The sequence below is a fragment of the Streptomyces sp. NPDC050610 genome, assembly GCF_040654875.1.
GTDB lineage: Bacteria > Actinomycetota > Actinomycetes > Streptomycetales > Streptomycetaceae > Streptomyces.
Window position 1 is genome coordinate 1 of sequence record NZ_JBFAIV010000025.1, and the last position, 18221, is coordinate 18221.

Below are 18221 nucleotides of genomic sequence, written 5' to 3' on the forward strand. Positions count from 1 at the left end.
GCCCAGCGACAGGGTGGCGGGAATGACGAGGGCCGCGCCCGCTCCGGTGATGATGCGTCCGGCGAGCAGCACCGGGATGCCGTTCGCGCCACGATCGTGGCGACCGCGCGCTCCAACTCCTGTTCCGTCAGATCCGCCCGCGCCGTCAGCCGCAGCCTCGACACCCCGTCGGGCACCGACGGCGGCCGGAAGCACCCCACGGCGAGCCCCGCGGCACGGCAGTCCGCCGCCCACCGCACCGCGGCCCCGGGCGAAGGTGCCCGTACGGACACCACCGCGGCCGACGGCCTCGGCACCGCGAGCCCCGCCGCCGTCAGCCGCGCGTGCAGCTCGCCCGCGACCGTACGCGCCCGCTCCGCGCGCCCCGGCTCCCCGGCCAGCACCTCCAGGCCGGCCAGCGCCGCGCCCGCGGCGGCCGGGGCGAGGCCGGTGTCGAAGATGAACGTGCGGGCGGCGTTGACCAGTTGGTCGATGACCTTGGCCGGGCCCAGCACCGCGCCCCCCTGGCTGCCCAGCGACTTGGACAGCGTGACGGTGGCGACCACGTCGCGGGCGCCCGCGAGCCCGGCCGCGTACGGGGCGCCGCGCCCGCCCTCGCCGAGCACGCCCAGCCCGTGGGCGTCGTCGACGAGCAGCGCCGCGCCGCTCGCGCGGCAGACCGCGGCGAGTTCGGGCAGCGGCGCCGCGTCGCCGTCCACGGAGAAGACGGAGTCGGTGACGGCCAGCGCCGGACCGCCGTGCGCCGCGAGCGCGCTGCGGACGGCATCGGGGTCCGCGTGCGCGACGACCGCCGTCCTCGCGCGGGAGAGCCGGCAGCCGTCGATGAGCGAGGCGTGGTTGCCCGCGTCGGAGACGATGAGGGAACCGGGGCGGGCGAGGGCGGTGACGGCGGCGAGGTTGGCGGCGTAGCCGCAGGAAAAGACCAGCGCGGCCTCGAATCCGCAGAACTCCCGCAGCCGGTCTTCGAGCCGGGCGTGCAGCTCGGTGGTGCCCGTGACGAGCCGGGAGCCGGTCGCCCCCGCACCCCACCGCCGCGCGGCGGCCGCGGCGGCCGCGGTGACCTCGGGATGTCTGGCCAGCCCGAGGTAGTCGTTCCCGGCCAGATCGAGGAGCTGGCAGTCGGCGCGGCGCGGCCGCAGGGTCCGTACGAGCCCCGCCCGCCGTCGCCGGACGCGCTGCGCGTCGATCCATTCGAACGGGTCCTGATGCATCGGCCGTCCTTCTCGTTCTGCCCCTCGTCGTTCTGTGGGGTTTGCATAGAACGTAGCCCTCGTGATGCGGGGTCAAGGTGCGGCAATACACACACCTCGCTCGACGGCTCTTGTATCAATCCTCCATAGTGCGAGGTTCCGGCGTGGACGAGGATCGGCGGCATGGATCTTCTGCGCACATTGGTGGACAACGGGCTGCGGCGCGAGCTGCCGACCCGCGAGGACGCTCTCGCCGTGCTGGCGACCACCGACGACGAACTCCTCGACGTGGTGGCCGCGGCAGGCCGGGTGCGCCGCCACTGGTTCGGCCGGCGGGTGAAGCTCAACTACCTCGTCAACCTCAAATCGGGGCTCTGCCCCGAGGACTGCTCGTACTGCTCGCAGCGGCTCGGCTCCCGGGCCGACATCCTCAAGTACAGCTGGCTGAAGCCCGACGAGGCGTCGGAGGCCGCGGCCGCCGGGGTGGCGGGCGGCGCGAAGCGGGTCTGCCTGGTGGCCAGCGGGCGCGGGCCGAGCGACCGCGACGTGGACCGCGTCTCGCGGACGATCGAGACCATCAAGGAGCGGCACGAGGGCGTCGAGGTGTGCGCGTGCCTCGGGCTGCTCTCGCAGGGACAGGCCGAACGGCTGCGCGCCGCCGGCGCGGACGCGTACAACCACAACCTCAATACCTCCGAGGCCGCCTACGGCGACATCTGCACCACGCATGACTTCTCCGACCGCGTCTCGACGGTCCAGCAGGCGCAGGCGGCGGGCATGTCGGCCTGCTCGGGGCTGATCGCGGGCATGGGCGAGAGCGACGGGGACCTGGTGGACGCGGTCTTCGCGCTCCGCGAGCTGGACCCCGACTCCGTTCCGGTCAACTTCCTCATCCCGATGGAGGGAACGCCGCTCGCCGGGGAGTGGAACCTCACGCCGCAGCACGCGCTGCGGGTGCTCGCCATGGTGCGGTTCGTCTGCCCGGACGCGGAGGTGCGGCTGGCCGGCGGGCGCGAGGTGCATCTGCGGAGCCTCCAGCCGCTGGCACTGCACCTGGTCAACTCGATCTTCCTGGGCGACTACCTGACCAGCGAGGGCCAGGAGGGCAGCGCGGACCTGGCGATGATCGCGGACGCGGGGTTCGAGGTGGAGGGCGCGGACACCACGACGCTGCCCGCGCACCGGGCGGACGCCCTCGCCGCCGTCGGCGGGTCGGCCTGCGGGTCGCGGGGCGACTGCGGCGAGGACGGCCCGCGCGGTGACGCGGAGGGCTACGAGCAGAAGGCCGACGGGGGCGGGGAGACGGCCGGCGGGGTCGGAGAGGCGGTCGGGGGCGGCACCCCGGTGGCCGCCGCGTCGCGTGGCGCCCGTACGGACCTGGTCGCGGTGCGCTGCCGGGGCGCGGGCACGGATCTGCCGCCCAATGCCTGAGCCGCTCGCCCCCGATCGGCTGCTGGCCCTGGACCGGCAGCACGTCTGGCACCCGTACGGTCCGATGCCGGGCCGCCAGGAGCCGCTGATCGTCGAGTCCGCGGCCGGGGTGCGGCTGCGGCTGGCCGAACCGGCATGGGGAGCGGACGAGCTGATCGACGGGATGTCGTCGTGGTGGTCCGCGATCCACGGCTACAACCACCCCGCGCTCAACGCGGCGGCGCACGGCCAGTTGGAGCGGATGAGCCATGTGATGTTCGGCGGGCTCACGCACGAGCCCGCCGTGCGGCTCGCCGCCCGGCTCGTGGAGATCACCCCCGCCGGGCTCGAACACGTCTTCCTCGCCGACTCCGGATCGGTGTCGGTCGAGGTCGCCGTGAAGATGTGCCTCCAGTACTGGCGCTCGGTCGGCGAACCGCGCAAGCAGCGGCTGCTGACCTGGCGCGGCGGCTACCACGGGGACACCTGGCAGCCGATGTCCGTCTGCGATCCGGACGGCGGCATGCACGGGCTGTGGCAGGGGGCGCTGCCCCGGCAGGTCTTCGCGGACGCGCCGCCGTCGGGGTTCGACGCCGAGCCGGACGCCGGGTACGCGGAGCGGCTGCGGCGGCTGATCGCGCGCCACGCCGACGAGTTGGCGGCGGTGATCGTCGAACCGGTGGTGCAGGGGGCGGGCGGTATGCGCTTCCACTCCCCCGCGTATCTGCGGGTGCTGCGCGAGGCGTGCGACCGGCACGGCGTGCTGCTGGTGCTGGACGAGATCGCGACCGGGTTCGGCCGTACGGGCAGGCTGTTCGCGGCGGAGCACGCGGGCATAACGCCCGATGTGCTCTGCGTCGGCAAGGCGCTGACCGGCGGATATCTGACGATGGCGGCCACGCTCTGCACGCCGCGCGTCGCGGACGGCATCTCGCGGGGCGAGGTCCCGGTGCTCGCCCACGGGCCGACGTTCATGGCCAACCCGCTGGCCGCGGCCGTGGCCTGCGCCTCCATCGACCTGCTGCTCGCGCAGGACTGGCGGTCGGCGGTGGAGCGGATCGAGGCGGGGCTGCGCGCGGGCCTGGCCCCGGCGGCGGAGCTGCCGGGGGTACGCGACGTACGGGTGCTCGGGGCGATCGGCGTGGTCCAGCTCGACCACGAGGCGGACACGGCGTCCGCCACGCGGGCGGCGGCCCGCGAGGGGGTGTGGCTGCGCCCGTTCCGGGACCTGATCTACACCATGCCGCCTTACATCACCGGTGAGCGGGACCTGGCCCGCATCGGCGCCGCGGTATGCGCCGCCGCCCGCGCCGCCTGAACGGAAAGCCGCCCGAAGGGGCGGATGGCGACAAGGAGTTGAGAGATGTCGGTGCTGATCGTCACGGGGACGGGCACGGAGGTCGGCAAGACGGTCGCGACGGCGGCGGTGGCCGCCGCGGCGCTGGCGCGGGGCCGTTCAGTGGCCGTGCTCAAGCCCGCGCAGACGGGCGTGACGGCGGAGGAGCCCGGGGACGTCGCGGAAGTCCTGCGGCTGGCCGGTCCGGTGACGGGGGTGGAACTCGCCCGCTTCCCCGAACCGCTGGCCCCGGAGACCGCCGCCCGCCGGGCGGGACGCACGCCCGTACACCCCGACGAGATCGGGCGGACGGCCCGGAAGCTGGCCGCCGAGCACGACCTGGTGCTGGTGGAGGGCGCGGGCGGCCTGCTCGTGCGGTTCGACGAGTCGGGGGCCACCCTGGCGGACGCGGCACGCCTGCTGGACGCGCCGGTCCTGATCGTGGCCCCCGCCGGCCTCGGCGCGCTCAACGCGACCGCGCTGACGGCCGAGGCGCTACGGTCGCGCGGCCTCCGCTGCCCAGGCGTGGTGATCGGCAGCTGGCCCGGCGCCCCGGACCTGGCCGCCCGCTGCAACCTGGCCGACTTCCCGAAGTCCGCCGGCGCCCCGCTGCTGGGAGCCCTCCCCGAGCGGGCGGCAGCCCTTCATCCTGCCGACTTCCGGGAGGCGGCGGCAGGTTGGCTCTCCCCGGAACTGGGCGGGACGTGGGACGCGGGGCGGTTCGGGGCCGAGCAGGGCTGATGGGGCGGGCGCGGCACTGGGGCCCGCCCCGCGTGTGCCACCGCTTACGGGCCGGGCCGACCGTACGAGCGAAAGGCCCCCGCCCACGCCCGCGAACCCTCCCACCGAGCGGTCCGTCGACGGCTGGAAGCGGCGTGGCGCGGGCAGAATCCTCGTACTGCTGTACCTACGGGGAGGACCATCGCCATGACGGGGCGTACCAGGAAAATCCCGCGTGATGCCGTGCATCACCCGCTCTTCGCGCGCTTCTACGAGAAGGTCGGCCCGATCGCCGACGAGCGGGCGGGGGTGGGCGCGCGGCGACGGGAACTGCTGGCGGGCGTGTCCGGGCGGGTGATCGAGGTCGGGGCGGGCAGCGGGCTGAACTTCGCGCACTATCCGGGGGCCGTCTCCGAGGTGGTGGCGATCGAGCCGGAGCGCCGGCTGCGGCAGGCGGCGCTGCAGGCCGGTCGACGGGCCGGGGTTCCGGTGGACGTGGTGCCGGGGGCGGCGGAGGCGCTGCCGGTCAAGAGCGAGGCGTTCGACGCGGCGGTCACGTCTCTGGTGCTGTGTTCGGTCCGGGACGTCGACCGGTCCCTCGCCGAGCTGATGCGGGTGCTGCGGCCGGGCGGGGAGCTGCGGTTCTTCGAGCACGGACTGGCGCCGGGGCGGGTGCAGGCGGCGGTGCAGCGCGCGGCGGACCGTACGGTGTGGCCGCTGCTGTTCGGCGGCTGTCATACGGCGCGGGACGTGCTGGCGTCGATCGAGGCGGCGGGGTTCGAGGTCGTCTCGTACCGCCGGCTGCGGGTGCCGGAGGGCAGCACGCGGGTTCCCTCCTCGCCCTGCGTGCTGGGGAAGGCCAGGCGTCCGCCGCTCCCGTCCTGAACTCCCTCTGGCGGATGGGCTGTTGAGTCACTTACCGTTCGGTCGCACGAAGGGCGGCGGGCACGTCCGTACACGGCCCGTCGCGGTGATTCGTCAGCCCGGCGCGATCCAGGGGGACATATGGCAAGGCCGTTTCGATTCGGCGTCAGCATGCTCACGGTCGGCACCGCCGCAGAGTGGCGCGAGAAGTGCCGCAAGGCCGAGGCGCTGGGCTATGACGTGCTGCTCCTGCCCGACCATCTCGGCATGCCCGCGCCGTTCCCGGCTCTGGTGGCGGCCGCCGAGGCGACCGAGCGGCCCAGGCTCGGCACGTTCGTGCTCAACGCGGGGTTCTGGAACCCGGCGCTGCTCGCCCGCGAGGTCGCGACGGCCGGCCTGCTCATGGACGGGCGGCTGGAACTGGGGCTCGGCACGGGCTATGTGAAGGCGGAGCACGACGGCGCCGGGCTCCCCTTCGGCACGCGGCGCGAGCGGGTGGACCGTCTGGAGCGCACCGTCGCCGAGCTGGACCGGCTGCTGGGCGACCCGGAGCACGTACCGCGGACCGCCCGGCGGCCGCCGCTGCTGCTCGGCGGCAACGGCGGCCGGGTGCTGCGGCTCACCGCGCGCCACGCGGACATCGCCGCGTTCACCGGGGCCCGGGAGGACGCGGCGGGCAAGCTGTCGCTCATCAGCCCGGACGCCCTTCAGGAGCGGGTGACGGCCTATCAGGGCTTCGCCGCCGGCCGAACCGGGCCCGCCGAACTGAACTATCTGATCCAGCTGGTGGAGACCGTCGCCGACCGGCGTGCCAGGGCGCGGGAGGCCATGCGGCAGGTGCCCGAACTGTCGGAGGACGAGGTGCTGGCGCATCCGGCGCTGCTGACCGGTTCCGTGCGGGAGATGGCGGAGCAGTTGCGCGCCCACCGGGACCGGTTCGGCTTCTCGTACTTCGTGGTGCTGGACCCGGCGCTGGAGACCTTCGGCCCCGTGATCGAGGAGCTGCGGGGAACCTGACCGCGGAGCTGCGGGGCGCCTGCCGCGGAGCTACGGGGCGCCTGGTCGCGAAGCCGGCGGGGCGCCTGATCGCTGAGCCTCGGGGTCTGGCCGCGGTGCGCCGCGGCCGCGAGGAAAGATGTTCGACCGCGCGGCGCGTCCGGTGGTGGGATACCGGCATGAGCGATCTTCACATACGGGCCGCGGGCCCCGCCGACCTCGACGCCGTGCTCGCCTTCTGGAAGGAGGCCGCCGAGGGTACGAGCATCAGCGACGACCGGGACGGGGTGGCCCGGCTGGTGGCCCGCGACAGCGAGTCGCTGCTGCTGGCCGAGGTCGGCGGGGAGCTGGCGGGCACCGTCATCGCGGGCTTCGACGGCTGGCGGTGTTCGCTGTACCGGCTGGCCGTGCACCCCGACGCCCGCAGGCGGGGCGTCGCCACCGCCCTGCTGGAGGCCGCCGAGCGGCGGTTCGTGGCCCTGGGCGGGCGGCGGGGCGACGCGATGGTCCTGGAGGACAACGCGGTGGCGCAGCGCGCCTGGGGTGCGGCGGGTTACGCGCGTGAGCGGCAGTGGCGGCGCTGGACGAAGCCGCTGGGCGGCTGAGGAGGCCGAGGCGCGCCGGACCCCGTACGGGCACGGGCCCTGGGCCGCCAGACCGCCAAGGCGCCGAGCCGCCGAGCCGCCGAGCCGCCGGAGCCGCCGGAGCCGCCGGAGCCGCCGGAGCCGCCGGAGCCGCCGGAGCACAGTACCGCCGAGGCGCTTCGGGACCCTCACATGCTTTGCCCCTCCTTTACCATGGATGATTCACCCACTGTCACCCTCTTGTGAAAGGTGTGAGCGTCCGCCCATGGGCGAGCCTCCCAGTAGTCGACATCGCGCGTTCCGTCCGCCCTTGCCCGATCATGGGACGGAGGTGAACCGATGACCGAAGTGATCCTCCTGGTGGTCGCCCTGCTGCTCACCCTCGCGTGCGCGGTCTTCGTGGCGGCCGAGTTCTCCCTGACCACGGTGGAGCGCAGCGAGCTGGAGCGGGCGGCCGAGCGCGGCGACCGCAAGGCCGAAGGCGCGCTGAAGGCCGTGCGCGGTCTCACCTTCCAGCTCTCCGGCGCGCAGCTCGGCATCACCGTCACCGGCCTGATCATCGGCATGATCTCCAAGCCGTCCATCTCCGCGCTGCTCACCGGCCCGGTGAAGGCGACCGGGCTGCCGGCCTCCGCCGCCTCCTCCACCGCGCTCGTCCTGGGCACCGTGCTCTCCACGGTGATCCTGATGGTGGTCGGCGAGCTGGTGCCGAAGAACTGGGCGATCTCCCGGCCGCTGCCGGTCGCCCGGCGGGTCGCGGGGGCGCAGCGCGCCTTCAGCTCCGTCTTCCGACCGCTGATCAAGCACCTCAACAACTCCGCGAACCGCGTGCTGCACCGGATGGGCCTGGAGCCCGCCGAGGAGCTGGCCTCCGCGCGCGGCCCGCGGGAGCTCGTCGCGCTCGCCCGCCACTCCGCCAAGGAGGGCGCGCTGGAGGCGGACACCGCCGAGCTGTTCGTACGGACGCTGAACCTCGCCGATCTCACGGCGGAGAACGTCATGACGCCCCGCGTCCAGGTCACGGCGCTCGACATCCAGGCCACGGCCGAGGACGTCGCCGACGCGACCCGGGCCACCGGCCTGTCCCGCTTCCCGGTGTACCGGGGCAGCCTGGACACGGTCGTGGGCGTCGCGCACATCAAGGACGTCCTGGCCATACCCGCCGAGCGGCGGCCCCGCCACCCGGTGGCCTCGCTGCTGCGGGAGCCCCTGCTCGTACCGGAGTCGCTGACCGTGGACCGGCTGCTGGACCGGATCTCCGGGAAGCGGAGCATGGCGGTCGTCATCGACGAGTACGGCGGCACGGCCGGCGTCGTCACGCTGGAGGACATCGTCGAGGAGGTCGTGGGCGAGGTCCGCGACGAGCACGACCCCGCCGAGACCCCCGACCTTGCCCCGGCGGGCACGGACCCCGAAGGCCGCGAGCTGTACGACGCGGACGGCGCGGCCCGTACCGACCAGCTCCAGGCGATCGGGCTGCGCGCGCCGGACGGCCCGTACGAGACCCTCGCCGGGCTGGTCGCCACCGAGCTGGGCCGCATCCCGGCAGCGGGCGACACCGTCGAGGCGGCGGGCTGGCGGATCGAGGTCATGGACGCCACGGGCCGCCGGGCGGCCCGCGTACGGCTGACGGCGCCCCTGCCCGGCGCCGACGACGAGAACGACGAGAGCGACAAGGGGGCCGGCCGGTGACCGCGGTCCAACTGCTGATCGGCCTGGCGACCCTGGTCGTCAACGCCTTCTTCGTCGGGGCCGAGTTCGCGCTGATCTCGGTGCGGCGCAGCCAGATCGAGCCGCACGCCGAGGACGGCGACCGGCGGGCCCGCAGCGTCCTGTGGGGGCTGCGGCACGTATCGGCGCTGATGGCGGCGGCGCAGCTCGGCATCACGCTGTGCACGCTGATCCTCGGTGTGGTCGCGGAGCCGGCCATCGCGCATCTGCTGGAGCCGGTCTTCCACGGCGTCGGCGTGCCGGACGGGCTGACGCACCCGATCTCCTTCGTCATCGCGCTGGCCGTGGCGACGTATCTGCACATGCTCTTCGGCGAGATGGTGCCGAAGAACATCGCGCTCGCGGAGCCAGTACGCACCGCGCTGCTGCTCGGACCGCCGCTGGTGGGCCTGGCGCGCGCCCTGCGCCCGGTGATCTTCGCGGTCAACGCCTTCGCGAACGGGCTGCTCAAGCTGTTGCGCGTGGAGCCGAAGGGCGAGGTGGCGGCCACTTTCTCGGACGACGAGCTGGCCCGTATGGTCGCCGACTCCAGCGAGGCCGGGCTGCTGGACGACCGCGCCACCGAACGGCTCCGGGACGCGCTGGAGCTGGGCCGCCGCCCGGTCAAGGACGTGGTGCTGCCGGTGGAACGGGTGGTGTCCGCGCGGATCGGGGTGACGCCCGAGGGGCTGGAGCGGCTGTCGGCCGAGTCGGGCTTCTCGCGGTTCCCGGTGGTCGACGCGGGCGGCCGGATCCTGGGCTATCTGCACGTGAAGGACGCGCTCGACGCCAAGCCGCGCGATCTGCCGCTGCCCGTCGACCGGGTGCGCCCCATCGCGCGGGTGCGGGCGGCGACGCCGCTGGACGACGTGATCACGGCGATGAGCAGCACGGGCACGCACATCGCCGCCGTCATCGGCGAGGAGGGGCGGCTGGCCGGCCTCGTCACGATGGAGGACGTCCTGCGCGAACTGGTCGGGCAGCCGCCGGCCGCGTGACGCGGCCGGGGGGACTGAGTTCGTGGAGCTCAGTCCCCCGCCGCGGTCTGAATTCGCGTGCCCCGAGGCCATACGGAGTGGCATGCTCCGCGTCATGACGACCGAACACGCCCCGCATCCGGCCCTGTCCGTCGGCGGCCTCGACACCGAACTGAGCGACCGCCTCAACGAGGGGCTCATCGCCTACAACAAAGCCGCCGCGGGCGCGGACGCGGCAGAGAGCCTGTCGGTGAAGATCACAGATGCGGATGGGCAGCCGGCCGGCGGTCTGACCGGGTGGACCTGGGGCGGCTTCTTCGAGATCGAGTTGGTGTGGGTGCGCGAGGACTTCCGCGCGGACGGGTGGGGCGGCAGGATCCTGGCGGCGGCAGAGGCGGAGGCGGTGCGCCGCGGCTGCGAACGGGCGATCGTCTCGTCCTTCACCTTCCAGGCGCCCGGCTTCTACGAACGCCACGGCTTCACCGAGTTCGGCCGCAACGGGGGCATCCCCGGCGGGCACGCGAAGGTGCACCTCCACAAGACCCTGACGGACCGAGGCCGGCTCGTGTCCCGCGGCCTCGCATCATGAACCGCCCCGTGCCCGAAGTGCCGCCGGCCGTACGGGAGAAGGCCCGGCGGCTCGGGAGGCGCGGGCAGGAGTGGCTCACCGGCCTGCCGGACCTCGTCGCGGAGCTGGAACGGCGGTGGTCGCTGACAGCCGGCGCACCTCTGGACCGGGCGACGAGCGCGTACGTACTGCGGGTACGGACCGGGGACGGCCGTGCCGCCGTGCTCAAACTCGCCGTCCCGGACCCGGACTTCCCGAACACACTGCGGACTCTTCAACGTGCCGAAGGGCAGGGATACGTCAGTCTGCTGGCCCATGACGCACAGCGGCACGCGCTCCTCCTGGAGTCGCTCGGAGCGCCGCTCGACCAGCTGGGCCTGCCCGTACCCCGGCAGCTCGGCATCCTGTGCGCCACGCTGCGGCGCGCCTGGCGCGTACCGCCGCCCGAAGACGCCGTCGCCGCCGAAGACGCCCTCGCCGCCGCGGAGCCGGAGAAGGCCCGGGCGCTGGCCGCGATGGTCGAGCGCCTGTGGGACGGCCTCGGCCGCCCCTGCTCGGAGCGCGTCGTCGACCGGGCGCTGGACTGCGCCGGGCGCCGGGCCGCCGCCTTCGACCCCGGCCGGTGCGTCGTCGTCCACGGCGACCCGCACCCGGGCAACGCCCTCCGCGCCACCGTCCCCCGGCCCGGCGCGGAGACCGGCTTCGTCTTCGTCGACCCCGACGGCTTCCTCGACGAACCCGCCTACGACCTGGGCGTCGCGCTGCGCGGCTGGTGCGCCGAGTTGCTGGCCGGCGACGCCGTCCGGCTCGCCCGTTCGTACTGCTCCCTGCTGGCGGAGCGTACGGGCGTGGACGCGGGGGCGGTCTGGGAGTGGGGGTTCCTGGAGCGCGTATCGACCGGTCTGTATCTCCTCGACCACGGCGCGGAGGCATCGGCCCGGCCCTATCTGGACACGGCCGAACTCCTGGCCGCGGCGGAGGCCCCTGCCGACGGCTGATCCCGACGCCCCCTGCCCCCGCGCCGCCAGCCATGGGGACAGCCCCCGTACGCCCCTCCTGCCTGCCGGATTACCAGGGCGGCCGAGCGTCCATAGCGTTTCGCCGGAGAGCCGGAGAACGGGACAGCCGGAGAACCGGAGCCCCGCAACAACTGGCGACCGGCGGTCGGCAACCGGCGGACGCTCACACAGGAGGCTGATTTCATGCGTCGTTCCCGAAGCAGGGCGAGCGCGGGCACGGCGGTGCTCGCGCTCACCGCGACGCTCGCGGCCATGGCCGCCGTACCGGCTTCAGGGGCGGCCGCGCGGAACGGCGCCGGGCGGACGCGGCTGGACGGCGTCTGGCGCACCGACGGCTACGGCGCCGCGCTCCGCATCGACCACGGACGGCTGCGCACCTGGCAGACCACCTCGGTCAGCTGCTTGCCCGACCCGGAGACCGCCACCGCCGTCGGCGGACCCGGCGCGGACGGCTCGGTGCGGTTCGAGCGGGAGGACGCGCAAGTCCTGACCGTACGTCCCGACGGGCCCGGCCGGGCCCGGCTGAGCTACGACGGCAGCGTGGGCCACGTGGAACTGCGGCGCGCGGACGCGCTGCCGTCCCGCTGCGGCGAACAGGCGCCCAAGAACCAGCGCGCCGTCTTCGACGTGTTCTGGCAGACGTACGCGGAGAACTATCCGTTCTTCGCGGCGCACGGTGTGGACTGGGAAGCACAGCGGGACCGGTACCGGCCGCGGGTCACCGACCGGACCACTCCGGAGCAGTTGTTCTCCATTTTGCGGGACATGATCGAGCCGCTCCAGGACGCGCACACCGCGCTCGTCATGGACGAGAAGCACCGCTACCACGGCAGCCGCCCCGGCACCCCGACCGACTTCAAGGACTTCAAGGAGCGGGTGGACTCCGCTCTGGCCCGCGAGCTGCCGCCGGTGCGGACCTGGGCGCGCGGGCATGTGGCGTACGCCGAGCTGCCGGACCGCATCGGCTATCTGCGGGTCGACGGGTTCGACGGTTACGGCGACGAGCCGGGGTACGCGGCGGGGGCGGCCGAGCTGGACCGGGCGCTGGACGTGGTGTTCTCGGCCGCGAACACGAAGGGGCCGGACCGGATGCGGGGGCTGGTGCTCGATGTGCGGTTCAACGGCGGCGGGGACGACGCGCTCGCTCTGCGCATCGCCTCGCGGCTGACCGACCGCCCGTATCCGGCGTACTTCAAGCGGGCCCGCAACGACGCGGACGACCCGGCGCGCTTCACCCGCCCGCAGCCGATCATGGTGCGTCCCGCCAAGGGGCCGCGCTTCACCGGGCCGGTGGCGGAGCTGACGGGCATTACCTCCGTCAGCGCCGCCGAGACGTTCACCCAGGCGCTGATGGGCCGCACGCCGCATGTCACGCGCATCGGCGAGAACACCCAGGGCGTCTTCTCCGACACGCTGGACCGCGTGCTGCCGAACGGCTGGCGGTTCAGTCTGCCGAACGAGCAGTTCACCACCGCGCCGGGCAGCGGGCGCAGCTTCGACGTGACCGGCATCCCGCCGGACGTCCGTACGCCCGTGTTCACCGACGCCGAGCTGGACCACGGCCCGGACTCGGCCCTGGACCGTGCCCGCGCCCTGCTGACGGGGCACGCCCCGCGCTGACAGGGCACGTCCGCGTGGAATGGCCACGGCGTGCGCCGTACCGCCCCGGCCCCCGGTCGCCCCCGGCCGGCGCGGAGTAGGATCGCGGCGCCATGCACATGAATGCCACCTACACCAGTTTCGTCGCGGTCGGCGACTCCTTCACCGAGGGCATGTCGGACGCCCTGCCGGACGGCTCGTACCGCGGCTGGGCCGACCTGCTGGCCGCCCGCCTGGCGGCCCGTACGCCCGGCTTCCGGTACGCGAACCTCGCCGTGCGCGGAAAGCTCATCGGCCAGATCGCCGACGAGCAGGCCGGGCCCGCCGCCGCGATGGGGGCCGATCTGGTGACGCTGGTCGGCGGCCTGAACGACGTGCTGCGGCCGGGGTGCGACGTGGACGCGGTGTGCGCGCGGCTGCGGGAGGCGGTCGAGACCCTCGCGCCGAGCTGCGGGCAGCTGGTGCTGATGCGCAGTCCGGGGCGGCGCGGGCCGGTGCTGGAGCGGTTCCGGCCGCGGATGGATCAGCTGTTCTCCTTCATCGACGGGCTCGCCGAGGAGCATGGCGCGCTGGTCGTGGACCTGTACGGCTCCGAGGTGCTGGGCGACACCCGGCTGTGGGCGGACGACCGGCTGCACTTGAACGCGGAGGGCCACCGGCGGGTGGCCGAGGCGGTGTGGCAGGCGCTGGGGCACGAGGCGGAGTCGGACTGGAACGCCGCGCTGCCCCCGTGCGTACGGCCCGGGTGGGCGGCGCGGCGGGGCTCGGACCTGCGGTTCGCGCGCGAGCATCTGGTGCCGTGGATCGGCAGGCGGCTCACGGGCCGCTCGTCGGGGGACGGGCGGCCGGCCAAGCGCGCGGAGCTGCTGCCGTACGAGGCACCGGCCACGCGCGTCGACTCGTAGCAACGTACAACTCGGGCCGGGGCGCTGGCCTGCGTAAACCGCCAGTAGACTAATGTCTTGTGACTGCCAAGCCCCGCATCCCGAATGTCCTGGCCGGCCGCTACGCCTCCGCGGAGCTCGCCGTCCTGTGGTCCCCCGAGTACAAGGTGACGCTGGAGCGGCGGCTGTGGCTCGCCGTGCTGCGCGCCCAGAAGGACCTCGGGATCGAGGTGCCGGACGCCGCGCTCGACGACTACGAGCGCGTCCTCGACCAGGTGGACCTGGCCTCGATCGCCGAGCGCGAGAAGGTCACCCGCCATGACGTGAAGGCCCGTATCGAGGAGTTCAACGCCCTCGCCGGCCACGAGCACGTGCACAAGGGCATGACCTCCCGCGACCTGACCGAGAACGTGGAGCAGCTGCAGATCCGGCTCTCCCTGGAGCTCGTACGGGACCGGAGCGTCGCGGTCCTGGCGCGGCTCGGGAAGCTGGCGGGCGAGCACGCCGAGCTGGTGATGGCGGGCCGGTCGCACAACGTGGCGGCCCAGGCGACGACCCTCGGCAAGCGTTTCGCGACCGCCGCCGACGAGCTGCTGGTGGCGTACGGGCGTGTGGAGGACCTGCTGGCGCGCTATCCGCTGCGCGGCATCAAGGGCCCGGTGGGCACGGCGCAGGACATGCTGGACCTGCTGGGCGGCGACACCGCGAACCTCGCCGAGCTGGAGCGGCGGATCGCCGCGCACCTCGGCTTCGCCCACGCCTTCACCTCGGTCGGCCAGGTCTACCCGCGCTCGCTGGACTACGACGTGGTGACCGCGCTGGTGCAGCTCGCCGCCGCGCCGTCGTCGCTGGCCAAGACGGTCCGGCTGATGGCCGGGCACGAGCTGGTCACGGAGGGCTTCAAGCCGGGCCAGGTGGGCTCGTCCGCGATGCCGCACAAGATGAACACCCGCTCCTGCGAGCGCGTCAACGGCCTGATGGTGATCCTGCGCGGCTACGCCTCGATGACCGGCGAGCTCTCCGGCGACCAGTGGAACGAGGGCGACGTGTCCTGCTCGGTGGTGCGCCGCGTCGCGCTGCCGGACGCGTTCTTCGCGCTCGACGGGCTGCTGGAGACGTTCCTGACCGTTCTCGACGAGTTCGGCGCGTTCCCGGCGGTCGTCGCCCGCGAGCTGGACCGCTACCTGCCGTTCCTCGCCACGACGAAGGTGCTGATGGGGGCCGTACGGGCCGGGGTCGGCCGGGAGGTCGCGCACGAGGTCATCAAGGAGCACGCGGTGGCCTCCGCGCTGGCCATGCGCGAGCAGGGCGCGGAGCGCAACGAGCTGCTGGACAAGCTGGCCGCGGACGAGCGGATTCCGCTGGACCGGGCGCAGTTGGACGGGCTGATGGCCGACAAGCTGTCCTTCACCGGGGCCGCGGCCGACCAGGTGGCGACGGTGGTGTCGCGGATCGGGGAGATCGCCGGGCGGCACCCCGAGGCGGCGGCGTACACGCCGGGCTCCATCCTCTGACATGCGCTTCACCCCCGAAGAGCTCGAAGCCGCTCGCGACCGCCTCGTCCCGGACGTGGCCGCGAGCGGCCTGCGCGTACTCTTTTGCGGCATTAACCCCGGTCTGATGTCGGCGGCCACGGGCCACCACTTCGCCCGTCCGGGCAACCGCTTCTGGCCCGTCCTGCACCGCTCCGGTTTCACGCCGCGACAGCTGCGCCCGGACGAGGAGGCTGAGCTGCTGTCGTACGGGCTCGGCATCACCAACGTGGTGGCGCGGGCGAGCGCGCGGGCCGACGAGCTGAGCGCCGAGGAGTACCGCGAGGGCGGGCGGGTCCTCGCGGCGAAGGTCGAGCGGCTGCGCCCGCGGTGGCTGGCGGTCGTCGGGGTCACCGCGTACCGCGTCGCCTTCGACGACAAGCGCGCGAAGATCGGTCCGCAGGAGCGGACCATCGGCGCCACCCGGATCTGGGCGCTGCCCAACCCCAGTGGTCTCAACGCCCATTGGTCGCCGGAGGCGATGGCAGAGGAGTACGGACGGCTGCGCTCCGCCGTCGTACTCTGATGGGGTGACGCGAGGGACGCAGGAGACGCTGCCTGCGGCGGACGGACCGGTGCCGCTGCATCGACTTGACGTGCCCATGCCTGGATTGCTGCCGTTCGCCGTGGGGTCCTTCGACACGATCGGACCGATGTCGCGGGCCGACTTCCCCCACCGGCACACCTTCTACGAGATCGCGTACGTGACCGGGGGCACCGGGCACCACGTCGTCGACCTCGTACGGCTCCCGCTGGTGCCCCCGCACCTGTGCCTCATCTCCCCCGGCCAGGTGCACTACTGGGAGCGGGCGACGGGGCTGCGCGGGTGGGTGATCCTGTTCACCGACGACTTCCTGCTCGGGCACGGCAGGGACCGGCAGCTGCTGCGCAGGCTCGGGGAGCGCCCCTGGCTCTGCCTCGACGGCGAGGAGGCCGACCGGCTGACGGCGCTGGTGCTGGACATGCGGCGGGAGTTCGGCCAGCGGGCGGAGGGGTTCGTCTCGGTCCTCCAGGCCCATCTGCACGTCCTGCTCACCCGCGCGGTGCGGATCTCCGGGGAGCGGCTGCCGGAGACGGAGACGGGCCGGGCGTCCATGGTGTCGCAGGAGTTCACCCGGCTGCTGTCGCTGCCCGGCGCCGCCGAGCAGGCCGTGGGCACGCTCGCCGCCCAACTGGGCGTGTCCGTGGGCTATTTGAACGAAGCCGTCAAGCAGAGCACCGGACTGACTCCGGGCCGGCTGACCCGCGCGGCCCGCACGCTGGAGGCCAAACGGCTGCTCGCCAGCACGGACTTGACGGTCGGTCAGGTAGCGCGCCAGGCGGGGTTCGCTGACCCCGCCTATTTCTGCCGGTTCTTCCGCCGGGAGACCGGCGTCAGCCCCGGTGACTTCCGCCGCGAGGCACACGGGAATCACCACGTTCACCGCATCGAGTCCATCGACCCCTCCGGGCTGCCCGCATAACTTCGTTGCCGGAACGGCCACGACCAACGAGGAGGGCCCGATGGACGACGACCACGTACGGCAGGACGGGCAGGACGGGCAGGAAGGACAGCGGGAGCAGTCGGCGGGCATCAGCCGCAAGAAGCTGCTCAAGGTCGCCCTGGCGGCCGTGCCGTTACCGATGGTGCTCGGCGGAGTGGCCCTGGCGCGCGACGCGAAGACCACGCAGGAACCCCTGGTCCCCACCCCGTACTGCGACGACGGCGACGACCCGACGCCGCAGCAGACCGAGGGCCCCTACTTCAAGCCCAACTCGCCGCTGCGCACGTCCCTGCTGGAGCCCGGCACGCAGGGCACCCGGCTCACGGTCAGCGGCTACGTCTTCGGACTGGCCTGCCGGCCCATCGCCAACGCCCTGCTCGACTTCTGGCAGGCGGACGTGAACGGCGCCTACGACAACACCGGCTTCCGCTTCCGCGGGCACCAGTTCACCGACTCGCGCGGCGCGTTCAAGCTGGAGACGATCGTGCCGGGCCTGTATCCGGGCCGCACCCGGCACATCCACGTCAAGGTCCAGGCCCCCAACCAGCGCATCCTCACCACACAGCTGTACTTCCCGGGCGAGCCGCGCAACCAGACCGACACGATCTTCAACCCGGCGCTGCTGATGAACGTCCGCCAGGACGGTTCGGCGAAGCAGGGCACGTACGACTTCGTCCTCAACGTCCGGCAGCAGCCGCAGCCGACCGGTCAGCCCACCGGCAACCCGACCAGCGGACCGGGCGAGCCGGGCACCTGGGCCGCGGGCACCGCCTACAAGGCCGGGGACCAGGTCACCTATGGAGGCACCAGCTACCGGTGCGTCCAGCCCCACACGGCCCGCGCGGGGTGGGAGCCGCCGGCGGTGCCGGCGCTCTGGCAGCGGGTCTGACCGCGCCGGGCGGCGCGCCCCCGCCTCCCCCCGTGTGACGAGGGAGCGCCGCCCGGTGTCGCGTGCCCTGCGGACGGCGCCGCATGGAACGTACGGACTGGGGCCGACGGCGGGCGCCCCGGTCCGTACGGCCGTGCCGGCGACGGGCGCCGGAAGGACCGTACGAACGATGCCGACAGCCGGCCGGAGCGGCGGGCCGTGTGGACGGGCGCCGGCGGCCCGCGGCGGTCTCACGCGTCGCGCCGCTCCACCGCGCGCCATCCCGCGAAGGCCGCCAGCGCCGCCCACCCGGCCAGTACCGCCAGGCCCTGCCACGCCCCGAGCCCGTCGGAGGAGACCGTGTGCAGCACCGCCTGGCCCGCCCGGTCCGGCAGGTAGTGGCCCACGCCGCCGGTCACCTCGCCGAGGATCGGCGAGACGAGGCAGACGACCGGGATCAGGACGCCGAGCGAGAGGACC

18 protein-coding genes are annotated in these 18221 nt (G+C 73.8%); 16 read left to right on the forward strand and 2 right to left on the reverse strand.

The features are described 5' to 3' along the window. Nucleotides 1-1211: 8-amino-7-oxononanoate synthase (locus AB0I22_RS27115; RefSeq protein ID WP_363133530.1), on the reverse strand; the 1211-nt coding region annotated here is incomplete at its 3' end. A 162-nt stretch (nucleotides 1212-1373) separates the two neighbouring features. Between AB0I22_RS27115 and bioB the strand changes: the two genes are divergently transcribed. From bioB to AB0I22_RS27195, 16 genes are all read left to right on the forward strand, one after another. Further along, a complete protein-coding gene (bioB, locus tag AB0I22_RS27120; protein ID WP_363133531.1) occupies nucleotides 1374-2621 on the forward strand; it encodes a biotin synthase BioB in 1248 nt (415 codons plus the stop codon). After that, nucleotides 2614-3918, forward strand: coding sequence for an adenosylmethionine--8-amino-7-oxononanoate transaminase (locus tag AB0I22_RS27125; protein WP_363133532.1), 1305 nt, complete (start codon nucleotides 2614-2616; stop codon nucleotides 3916-3918). The genes bioB and AB0I22_RS27125 overlap by 8 nt, the downstream gene beginning before the upstream one ends. A gap of 45 nt (nucleotides 3919-3963) precedes the next feature. Continuing rightward, on the forward strand, nucleotides 3964-4677 hold the full coding sequence (gene bioD / locus AB0I22_RS27130) for a dethiobiotin synthase (RefSeq protein WP_363133533.1): 714 nt from the start codon (nucleotides 3964-3966) through the stop codon (nucleotides 4675-4677). Nucleotides 4678-4863: 186 nt separating this feature from the next. Continuing rightward, nucleotides 4864-5541, forward strand: coding sequence for a methyltransferase domain-containing protein (locus AB0I22_RS27135; RefSeq protein WP_363133534.1), 678 nt, complete (start codon nucleotides 4864-4866; stop codon nucleotides 5539-5541). Nucleotides 5542-5661: 120 nt separating this feature from the next. After that, on the forward strand, nucleotides 5662-6537 hold the full coding sequence (locus tag AB0I22_RS27140; protein WP_363133535.1) for a TIGR03621 family F420-dependent LLM class oxidoreductase: 876 nt from the start codon (nucleotides 5662-5664) through the stop codon (nucleotides 6535-6537). 158 nt (nucleotides 6538-6695) lie between these two features. Beyond that, complete coding sequence (locus AB0I22_RS27145; RefSeq protein WP_363133536.1) at nucleotides 6696-7121, forward strand: GNAT family N-acetyltransferase; 426 nt, start codon at nucleotides 6696-6698, stop codon at nucleotides 7119-7121. Between the two features lie 318 nt (nucleotides 7122-7439). After that, nucleotides 7440-8792, forward strand: coding sequence for a hemolysin family protein (locus AB0I22_RS27150; RefSeq protein WP_363133537.1), 1353 nt, complete (start codon nucleotides 7440-7442; stop codon nucleotides 8790-8792). Next, on the forward strand, nucleotides 8789-9808 hold the full coding sequence (locus AB0I22_RS27155; RefSeq protein WP_363133538.1) for a hemolysin family protein: 1020 nt from the start codon (nucleotides 8789-8791) through the stop codon (nucleotides 9806-9808). Before AB0I22_RS27150 ends, AB0I22_RS27155 begins: the two co-directional genes overlap by 4 nt. A 94-nt stretch (nucleotides 9809-9902) precedes the next feature. After that, nucleotides 9903-10376 (forward strand): GNAT family N-acetyltransferase, encoded by a 474-nt coding sequence (locus AB0I22_RS27160; protein WP_363133539.1) that lies wholly within the window; start codon nucleotides 9903-9905, stop codon nucleotides 10374-10376. After that, nucleotides 10373-11353: an aminoglycoside phosphotransferase family protein gene (locus tag AB0I22_RS27165; RefSeq protein ID WP_363133540.1), complete on the forward strand. Its 981-nt coding sequence runs from the start codon at nucleotides 10373-10375 to the stop codon at nucleotides 11351-11353. The genes AB0I22_RS27160 and AB0I22_RS27165 overlap by 4 nt, the downstream gene beginning before the upstream one ends. Before the next feature lie 204 nt (nucleotides 11354-11557). Continuing rightward, on the forward strand, nucleotides 11558-12994 hold the full coding sequence (locus tag AB0I22_RS27170) for a S41 family peptidase (protein ID WP_363133541.1): 1437 nt from the start codon (nucleotides 11558-11560) through the stop codon (nucleotides 12992-12994). 92 nt (nucleotides 12995-13086) lie between these two features. Then, nucleotides 13087-13878 (forward strand): SGNH/GDSL hydrolase family protein, encoded by a 792-nt coding sequence (locus AB0I22_RS27175; protein WP_363133542.1) that lies wholly within the window; start codon nucleotides 13087-13089, stop codon nucleotides 13876-13878. Nucleotides 13879-13937: 59 nt separating this feature from the next. Then, nucleotides 13938-15371, forward strand: coding sequence for an adenylosuccinate lyase (gene purB, locus AB0I22_RS27180; RefSeq protein ID WP_363133543.1), 1434 nt, complete (start codon nucleotides 13938-13940; stop codon nucleotides 15369-15371). A 1-nt stretch (nucleotide 15372) separates the two neighbouring features. Next, nucleotides 15373-15915 carry a G/U mismatch-specific DNA glycosylase gene (gene mug / locus AB0I22_RS27185; protein ID WP_363133544.1) on the forward strand — a complete coding sequence of 181 codons (543 nt, stop codon included), beginning with the start codon at nucleotides 15373-15375 and terminating at the stop codon, nucleotides 15913-15915. Between the two features lie 76 nt (nucleotides 15916-15991). Then, nucleotides 15992-16852, forward strand: a complete 861-nt coding sequence (locus AB0I22_RS27190; protein WP_363133645.1) for an AraC family transcriptional regulator — start codon at nucleotides 15992-15994, stop codon at nucleotides 16850-16852. Nucleotides 16853-16892: 40 nt separating this feature from the next. After that, entirely contained in the window at nucleotides 16893-17762 is an 870-nt protein-coding gene (locus tag AB0I22_RS27195) for a carbohydrate-binding protein (protein WP_363133545.1), read from the forward strand. A 230-nt stretch (nucleotides 17763-17992) separates the two neighbouring features. On the opposite strand, the gene AB0I22_RS27200 is transcribed toward AB0I22_RS27195, so the two are convergent. Further along, nucleotides 17993-18160, reverse strand: coding sequence for a hypothetical protein (locus AB0I22_RS27200; RefSeq protein ID WP_363133546.1), 168 nt, complete (start codon nucleotides 18158-18160; stop codon nucleotides 17993-17995). Between the last annotated feature and the right edge of the window lie 61 nt (nucleotides 18161-18221).

Coding starts and splice junctions, on each gene's coding strand:
- bioB (WP_363133531.1), top strand. CDS start 1,374: ATGGATCTTCTGCGCACATTGGTGGACAACGGGCTGCGGCGCGAGCTG.
- AB0I22_RS27125 (WP_363133532.1), top strand. CDS start 2,614: ATGCCTGAGCCGCTCGCCCCCGATCGGCTGCTGGCCCTGGACCGGCAG.
- bioD (WP_363133533.1), top strand. CDS start 3,964: ATGTCGGTGCTGATCGTCACGGGGACGGGCACGGAGGTCGGCAAGACG.
- AB0I22_RS27135 (WP_363133534.1), top strand. CDS start 4,864: ATGACGGGGCGTACCAGGAAAATCCCGCGTGATGCCGTGCATCACCCG.
- AB0I22_RS27140 (WP_363133535.1), top strand. CDS start 5,662: ATGGCAAGGCCGTTTCGATTCGGCGTCAGCATGCTCACGGTCGGCACC.
- AB0I22_RS27145 (WP_363133536.1), top strand. CDS start 6,696: ATGAGCGATCTTCACATACGGGCCGCGGGCCCCGCCGACCTCGACGCC.
- AB0I22_RS27150 (WP_363133537.1), top strand. CDS start 7,440: ATGACCGAAGTGATCCTCCTGGTGGTCGCCCTGCTGCTCACCCTCGCG.
- AB0I22_RS27160 (WP_363133539.1), top strand. CDS start 9,903: ATGACGACCGAACACGCCCCGCATCCGGCCCTGTCCGTCGGCGGCCTC.
- AB0I22_RS27165 (WP_363133540.1), top strand. CDS start 10,373: ATGAACCGCCCCGTGCCCGAAGTGCCGCCGGCCGTACGGGAGAAGGCC.
- AB0I22_RS27170 (WP_363133541.1), top strand. CDS start 11,558: ATGCGTCGTTCCCGAAGCAGGGCGAGCGCGGGCACGGCGGTGCTCGCG.
- AB0I22_RS27175 (WP_363133542.1), top strand. CDS start 13,087: ATGCACATGAATGCCACCTACACCAGTTTCGTCGCGGTCGGCGACTCC.
- mug (WP_363133544.1), top strand. CDS start 15,373: ATGCGCTTCACCCCCGAAGAGCTCGAAGCCGCTCGCGACCGCCTCGTC.
- AB0I22_RS27190 (WP_363133645.1), top strand. CDS start 15,992: ATGCCTGGATTGCTGCCGTTCGCCGTGGGGTCCTTCGACACGATCGGA.
- AB0I22_RS27195 (WP_363133545.1), top strand. CDS start 16,893: ATGGACGACGACCACGTACGGCAGGACGGGCAGGACGGGCAGGAAGGA.